The sequence below is a fragment of the Kluyvera sp. Awk 3 genome, assembly GCF_028069715.1.
GTDB classification, from domain to species: Bacteria; Pseudomonadota; Gammaproteobacteria; order Enterobacterales; family Enterobacteriaceae; genus Kluyvera; species Kluyvera georgiana_A.
In genome coordinates this window covers 1-7,659 of record NZ_JANEWH010000183.1, presented here as the reverse complement: position 1 = coordinate 7,659, position 7,659 = coordinate 1, and the positions used below count along the sequence as shown (strand labels likewise).

Genomic DNA, 7,659 nt, shown 5'->3' with positions numbered 1-7,659 from the left:
GTGTATGATAATGATGCAATAGTTGTGAGATCTCTTGAAGACTTTAATATTACAATTTCAAATGCAGTGGGTGCTAATGGCCAGTATATCGATCGTAATCTTTACAATGTAACGGGTGGTTCCACCCTGGATGTCAGTGTTGGTATTCAAGAAGTGGGTTGGACTAATGATACTGCTAATTTATTTAATGCTATTTTCAAAAGTTCAAATACCAGCAGCGAAAATAAAGCGTCTGTTTTCAAGGTTACCAGTGAGTCGGGTGATAAAGCTGAGCTTAATTACCATTCTAAAACGATTGCCCAGTTAGGTAATTCCAAAAATAACTACAGTGGCGGCGGGGTTGTAGCGTCACCAGTGGTGGATGAGTTCGCTGGTGAGTTTACCAGTAAGCTTGGTCAACAAAGTGTAAACAATGTCGAAGAGTTTAAAGCCTACAACGCTGCGCTTATTGCTGCTTTAGAGAGCGGCGAACTGAAGATGACCAGCGAAGAATACAGAGCGGAACTGAATCTGGCACGCACGAACACATCAATTCCTATTTATGCTGATGACGATGCGATTGCGTCTGATGACGCTGTTAGAGGGACGGTTAACCGCGATACCGTTTCCTATATTCACGGAAACGGCAAAGATGCCATTATTAACATTGATAAAGACGCTAATCTCCAGCTTTGGTGGTCTGATGCGTCACTGATTAATCTTGAAAATGGAGCCACACTGATTAACGACGGGACGCTGGGGACGGCCTATAACACCCTTCGTGGAGCCTATGTCGTTGCCGTTCGCCGTGGTTCTGTATTTGAGAATAACGGGGTTGTTGATGCGGGCACTAACCCTGAAATGGCTGAAAAATCAGCGTCGAGCGCATCAACAGTCGCAGCGGGCCAGCACACGGCTATCATGGCGAACGGGGCCTCTGTTGTGAACAACAATGCCACTGGGGTGATTAACCTCGCGACAAGTGCTTCGCAGTATAGCAATAAGGGGGTCCTGCTCTCTTCTTCCGCGGTGCTGACAAATGATGGCACGATCAATGTTGCGGCAACAACGCAGAGTGGTACCACAGGAACACCGGTCACGACAGGGATTGAGGCCGCACAGCAGTCAACGTTTAACCATAACGGCATGCTGTACATAGGCCGAGAGGCTCAACGTGAGGGTACGGATGCAACTAATGATCTTCGCATATCGGGGGGCTCAATCGGTATTCTGTTATCAGGTAGTGCGACGTATAACGGCGATGCGGCCTCAAAAATCGTGATTGGTTCTCTGACAACAAATGGAAAAGCTATCATTGTTAAAGATAGTGCGACATTGAATCAAAAAGGCACGATAGAGATTAACGGTGACCTGGCTGGGGAATCCTCCATTGCGAATGTGGGGATCAACGTAAAATCAGGCACCAGTGAAAATCTGGTGGTAAATAAAGGCGTTATCAATCAGAACGGGCAAAACAGCATCGGTATTGACGTTGAGGCAGGAGGAAAAATTACGCATGCAGGCGTCATTAATATCAACTCCGGTGTTGATGAAGGAACGCATTACGCCAATTACGGTATCCGGGCAAGCGGCGAGGATGCCCATGCGGTGGTGTCCGGCCAAGTCAATCTCAATGGCGATTATGCTATCGGAGTGCAGGCACGTGATAAAGGCACGATTACCCTGGTAGGTGACGGAACGGTGACCTTCAATGGCGGGAGTAACCAGACAGGGTATTACATCTATGGGGCTGGTTCCTCCATTATCGACAATGCCACTAGTAATCAAACGGTTTCAACAACGGATTCGACGCTTTATCGCGTCGATGGCGGAGCCTCGTTTGATGGTACCAGTACCAATCAGTCGCAGATGAATGCAACAGGTGATAACTCCACCATTATACGTGCAACGGGGGCAGGCAGTAGTTTTAACTCCGGTAAGCTGGCGTTAAGTATTATGGGTGAAGGTTCAACCGGCGTTCGTATTGAAGGCGGCGCGACAGGGGTAATCACAGCGGATGCCGATATTGTTAAAGTTGCCGGAAAGGGTACAACAGCAGGTATTGTTGATGGAAATTACTATGGTCTGGATGGTGAAGTCATTGAAGCCAAAAAAGGTGAGTCGGTATTAACCAGTTATGCCACTCTTGAAACCGGCAATACTGCAGAGGGTGCTTTCGGCTATATCGCCCGCAATGGTGGTACGCTGAACCACAAAGGTACCATTGATTTTGATCGGCCTGACAGTACCGGGGTGCTGATTTCCGGCGGTACGCTGAACAATGAAGGCAATATTCAGGTAAATGGTGTGGCGGTCAATATTCAGGGGAAGGATTCCGTAGTGAACAATTCCGCTACCGTTTCTGCCACCAATGGCACGGCGGCATATCTGGTCGGAAATGATGCTTCCCTGAACTTGACCGGTGAAGGGGAAACCACCGCGGACGGTACAGCGCACGCTATTTTGCTGGCAAGCGGGGCGAAAGGGCTTGTCGTGGATGGCGCAACCATCACGATGTCTGCTGGCGGCAGCGGTAACGCTATTGAAAACCAGGCCAACCTTACCGGTATTCAGCTCAAAGAGACCCAAATTACCGTTGGCAATGGAGTTGGCGTGCATACCGGAGCATCTATGGCGCAGACCAACTCCGGTACCATTAATGTTACCGGCAGCGGAACCGGTATCCTGTTTGAAAACATCGATGGTTCGCAAACCAATCAGACCCTGGATATGTCCGACTCACGCAATCTGGTCATCAACGTCCAGCAGGCGGGTGGCAAAGGGATCGTCGCCAATTCCTCCGCAGATCTGAAAACCGGCGCAAGCGTGAACGTGCTGGACAGCGATGGTGCTGAAGCCCTGGTTGTCGGTGGGACCACGAAACATATTGAACAGTCGGGTGAGCTGACGTCGGTTTCCACATCACATGCGGTTGTTGATGCAGATAACGGCTCGCTGGAAAGCTTCCTCAATAAAGGTGTGATACGCGCGCTGGATGCCTCGCAAAAGGCACTGGAGATCGTCAAAGGGAAAGGCATTGCCTTTACCAATGCCGCTGAAGCCAGCATTACCGGGATGGTGAATTTGCTCAGTGGTGATAACACCGTCACGCTGGAGTCCGGCAGTATGGCAACCGATATCACCACCGGTAACGGCAGCGATCTCTTCGTGCTGAAAGACATCAAGGCGACGGAAACCTCGCTCTTTACCAGCTTGAATGGCGGAGCAGGCGAAGACACGCTCCGGTTGCAGAACGCACAGTATATTTTGAACAATGCCGATGCCATTACCGGCATGGAGCATATAGATCTGACCAGCAACTCGGTGTTTACCGTCAATGACGCCGACTTTGCCCTGGGTGATGCTAAAGATGATGCTGCAAACACCGGCTACAGCATTGATGCAGGTAGCACGCTGCAACTAAACACGACCAGCGATCTGGCGCTCAACAGCCACCTCTCAGGAACCGGCACCGTGTCTGTGGATGCGTCCGGCAAGGCATTTGATTTTACCGCTAACAATGCCGCAGACGGTTTCAAGGGCACTCTTGCGCTGCAAAATAGCACCTTTGAACTGGCTGGGCTGAACACCCAGGCTCTGACTAAAGCAACGCTGAGTGCGGGTGAAGGCAGCCTTACACATGTTGGCAATGGCGAACAGAATATCGGTGGGCTGGCATTTAACGGCGGTACGGTGAACTTCGATGGAGTTGCGCCGGGTAAAACGCAAGCGGATGGCACGATCCATGCTGGTGAAATGAATCTTAGCGGTCGCGGGACCGTTCAGGTTGATACCGGCAGCGTCAGCAACGATCGTCCGCTGGCGGATACGACGCTCTCCCTGCTTGAGCAGGATGACGCGCAGGAGTTGATCAAACTGGCCACCTCTGACACTGCTGTGCAGGGCGGTGCAGGCAATCTGACGTTAACCGACAAAGACGGCAACGTTATCAGCGATGGCGTGGAGGCCGACATCGAGCAGAATGGTGAAGTGGTGGCCAAAGGCACTTATGACTACCGCTTGACCGGTGGTGAAAATGACGACGGGCTATATATCAACTACGGGCTGACGCAGGTTGAACTGCTGGCGTCCGGTAGTAACGCACTGGTGCTGGATGCTAACGGTAAAACAGGTAATGCAGCTGACCTCAGTGCCCGCGTCACCGGCTCCGGCGACCTGGCATTCGACAGCAACAAAGGCCAGACTGTGTCGCTTTCCAATATGGATAACGACTATACCGGCATCACCGATGTGCGCAGCGGCAACCTGTTGATGAACAACAACGACGTGCTGGGGCAGACCAGCGAACTGCGTCTGGCGTCTGACACCGGTTTTGATATGAACGGATACAGTCAGACAGTCGGAAAACTGACTGCAGCTTTCGATTCCCTGCTTGATATTCATGGTGGCAGCCTGACGATAGCGGACGGCGGCGAGGTGAACGGCACCTTAACTGGTAGCGGCGCGCTCAACCTGAACGGCGGAACGCTGACTGTCACGGGTGATAACAGCACCCTGACAGCGAAAACCACTATTGCCGAAGGGGCAGCAGTGCTGCTGAATTCTACGCTGGGCCTTGGCACCGGTGACATCGTGGCGGCAGGTACGCTGGCATTAAGCAATGCCGCAGGTGTACTGTACAACGCGATCAGTGATAACGGCAGTGTTCAACTGACCGACAGCGATGTGGTGCTGGCTGGTAACAACAGTGAATTTGCCGGAACATTTGATATCGATGCAGGTTCTCAACTGACTGCATCCGTGGCTGAGCATCTTGGCGATGCGGCGGTGAAAAACGGCGGTTCCCTGGTGCTTAACAGCGCCAGTGACTGGGACCTGAACAACAGTGTTACTGGTGAGGGCAGCGTGACCAAGCTCGGCAGCGGCACCCTCACCGTGGGTGATAATGCTGCCTGGACCGGTGCCACAAACATAGAGCAGGGCGGTCTGCAGTTGGGTAGCGAGAGCGCCTCAGTGGTGCTGAGCAGTACGCAGGTCAACATCGCAGAACAGGGGACGTTATCCGGGTTCGGCGGCGTGGCCGGGGATATCGACAACGCCGGTTTTCTTCAGGTTGGCACTACTGAAAGTACAGGTAACCACACCTTTACGGTGGGCGGGAATGTCAGTAACAGCGGCACGATGGTTACTGGAGTTTCCGGGCAGCAGGCCGGAAATCAGTTGGTGATTAAGGGCAACTATGCAGGCTCCGATGGGCTACTGTCGCTTAACACCGCACTCGGCGACGATAAATCCGTTACTGATAAGCTGATTGTGGAGGGCGATACCTCCGGCAATACTTATGTCACGGTGACGAATGCTGGTGGCACAGGGGCGGCGACCATCGATGGTATTGAGGTGATTACAGTCCAGGGCGCGTCTGACGGTGATTTCACCCAGAAAGGCCGTATTGTCGCTGGGGCATACGACTACACCTTGAATCGTGGAATCGGCGAGAACAGTAGTAACTGGTATCTGAACAGCAGCAAAACGGACCCTGGCACGGATCCTGGCGATAAAGAAACACCGGATATACGCCCGGAAGGCGGTAGCTACACCGCGAACTTGGTGGCAGCCAACACGCTGTTTATAACCCGTCTTCACGATCGTCTGGGTGAAACGCAGTACATCGACGCCTTAACCGGCGAGCAAAAAGTTACCAGCATGTGGATGCGCCACGTAGGCGGTCACAACAACTGGCGTGATGGCAGCGGACAGCTTAAAACTCAGAGTAACCGCTATACAGTACAACTGGGTGGAGATGTGGCGCAGTGGAGCCAGAGTGGCCTTGACCGCTGGCATCTGGGGCTGATGGTTGGTTACGGCAATGACCACAGCAATACCCACTCGTCGCGTACACAGTTTGGCTCGAAAGGGTCGGTGAACGGTTATTCCGCCGGGGTATACTCGACCTGGTATGCCAATGATGAGACGCACAGTGGACTGTATATGGATATCTGGGCGCAGTACAACTGGTTTAACAACAGCGTGAAGGGTGAAGATTTGCAGGGCGAATCCTACAAATCGAAAGGCGTAAACGCCTCGGTGGAAACCGGCTACACCTGGAAAATGGGAGAATACCAGACGCGCGAAGGCTCGACTAATGAATGGTATATCCAACCGCAGGCACAAGCCGTGTGGATGGGAGTGAAAGCCGACGCTCACCGTGAAAGCAATGGCACCATCATCTCCGGCAGCGGTGACGGCAATGTGCAGACACGTCTTGGGGTGAAAACCTGGATTAAAGGTCACAGCCAGCTCGATAACGGTAAAGAGCGAGAGTTCCAGCCGTTTGCCGAGGTTAACTGGCTGCACAACACCCGTGATTTCAACACCCGGATGGACGGTGTTAACGTTAGCCAGGCAGGAGCGAAAAACCTGGGGGAAGTAAAAGTGGGGGTCGAGGGGCAGATAAGCCCGCGTCTCAATCTGTGGGGCAACGTTGGCGTGCAGATAGGTGACAAAGGCTATAATGACAGTGCGGCAATGATCGGCGCGAAATGGAACTTCTGATAATCGTCCATTGACTCTTTTACCAGGCAACCTATGGTTTGCCTGGTAATTCTACCTGTGTAATAGCTCTGCGCCTCATAAAGGCGCACCATAAATATCCAGGACTAAATATGTCTCTTCGTAGAAAAGTGCTGCCCGCATTATTGGCACTCCTGGTTCTTTGCTCGGGAGTGTTGTCTTCACTGATGCAGTGGAAACAAGATGAAAAAAAAGTCAGAGAAAATGCGCTTAATGATCTTATTAGTATTATTGATGCTGAGTTCGAATCCGCGCAGGCCATGGCCGCTTTAGCGGAAAGTTATATTGGAAAAACCTGTAACGATGAGGTCGTTCGCTCGCTTAGCAGAATGAATGCCTCTGTTGAATTTATACGTTCGATTAATATTATTGAGAATGGCGAATGGTCATGCTCCTCTCTCGAAGGGCGCCAGTCTTTAGGGATTAATTCAGCAGGAACAACAACACGTACTTTGATGATACAGTATGTGAATCGTCAAAGAACAGAGATGTACATGACTTACTTCCCGGTGAAAGAACAAGTCGTCGCGGTTGCCATCTACAAAGCAGCAATAGACAAAATTCTCTATGATTTCTCACGTGATGAGAATATTGAAGCTCAGTTTCTGCTTGAACCAATAAATAACCCAGTCATGCAGGCGGGATCTGCAAGCTTTCCATTCTGGATTACATTTAACACTCAGGAAAGCTGGGTGGATTATGTGAAAGATAACCGCTATGTGATAGCAATTTTTATTGCTATCGCGGTAAGTCTCTTCATTCACTTACAGTCTTTACAGAAACGCACTCCTGTGAAAGAACTCAAGTCGGCTATTGATGATGATCAGTTTGTTCCTTATTATCAACCGGTAGTTGAACTCAGTAGTGGTGAGATCGTGGGGGCAGAGGCGCTTATCCGATGGGTGCATCCTGAACAAGGGGTTATACCACCCAATGAATTTATCAGCGCGGCTGAGCAAAGCGGTCTGATCAACAAAATGACAATTGGCCTCATGAAACATATTGAACAGGACATGCAGGCATTACATAATCTAGGGTGTAAGAATTTCCATATCGGAATAAATGTTCCCCCTGAAGCGTTTAATGATAAAAGCTTTACGAGTAATTGCATTGACTTTACTATCAGAATGAATAAGAAAAATATTAAAG

Annotated in this window: 2 protein-coding genes; both read left to right on the top strand. The window is 50.8% G+C overall.

All coding sequences use genetic code 11. From position 1 onward, the window contains the following. On the top strand, window positions 1–6,492 hold a 6,492-nt coding region (locus NNN71_RS22645), incomplete at its 5' end, for an autotransporter outer membrane beta-barrel domain-containing protein (RefSeq protein WP_442910524.1). A 110-nt stretch (window positions 6,493–6,602) separates the two neighbouring features. Then, on the top strand, window positions 6,603–7,659 hold a 1,057-nt coding region (locus tag NNN71_RS22640; protein ID WP_271459390.1), incomplete at its 3' end, for an EAL domain-containing protein.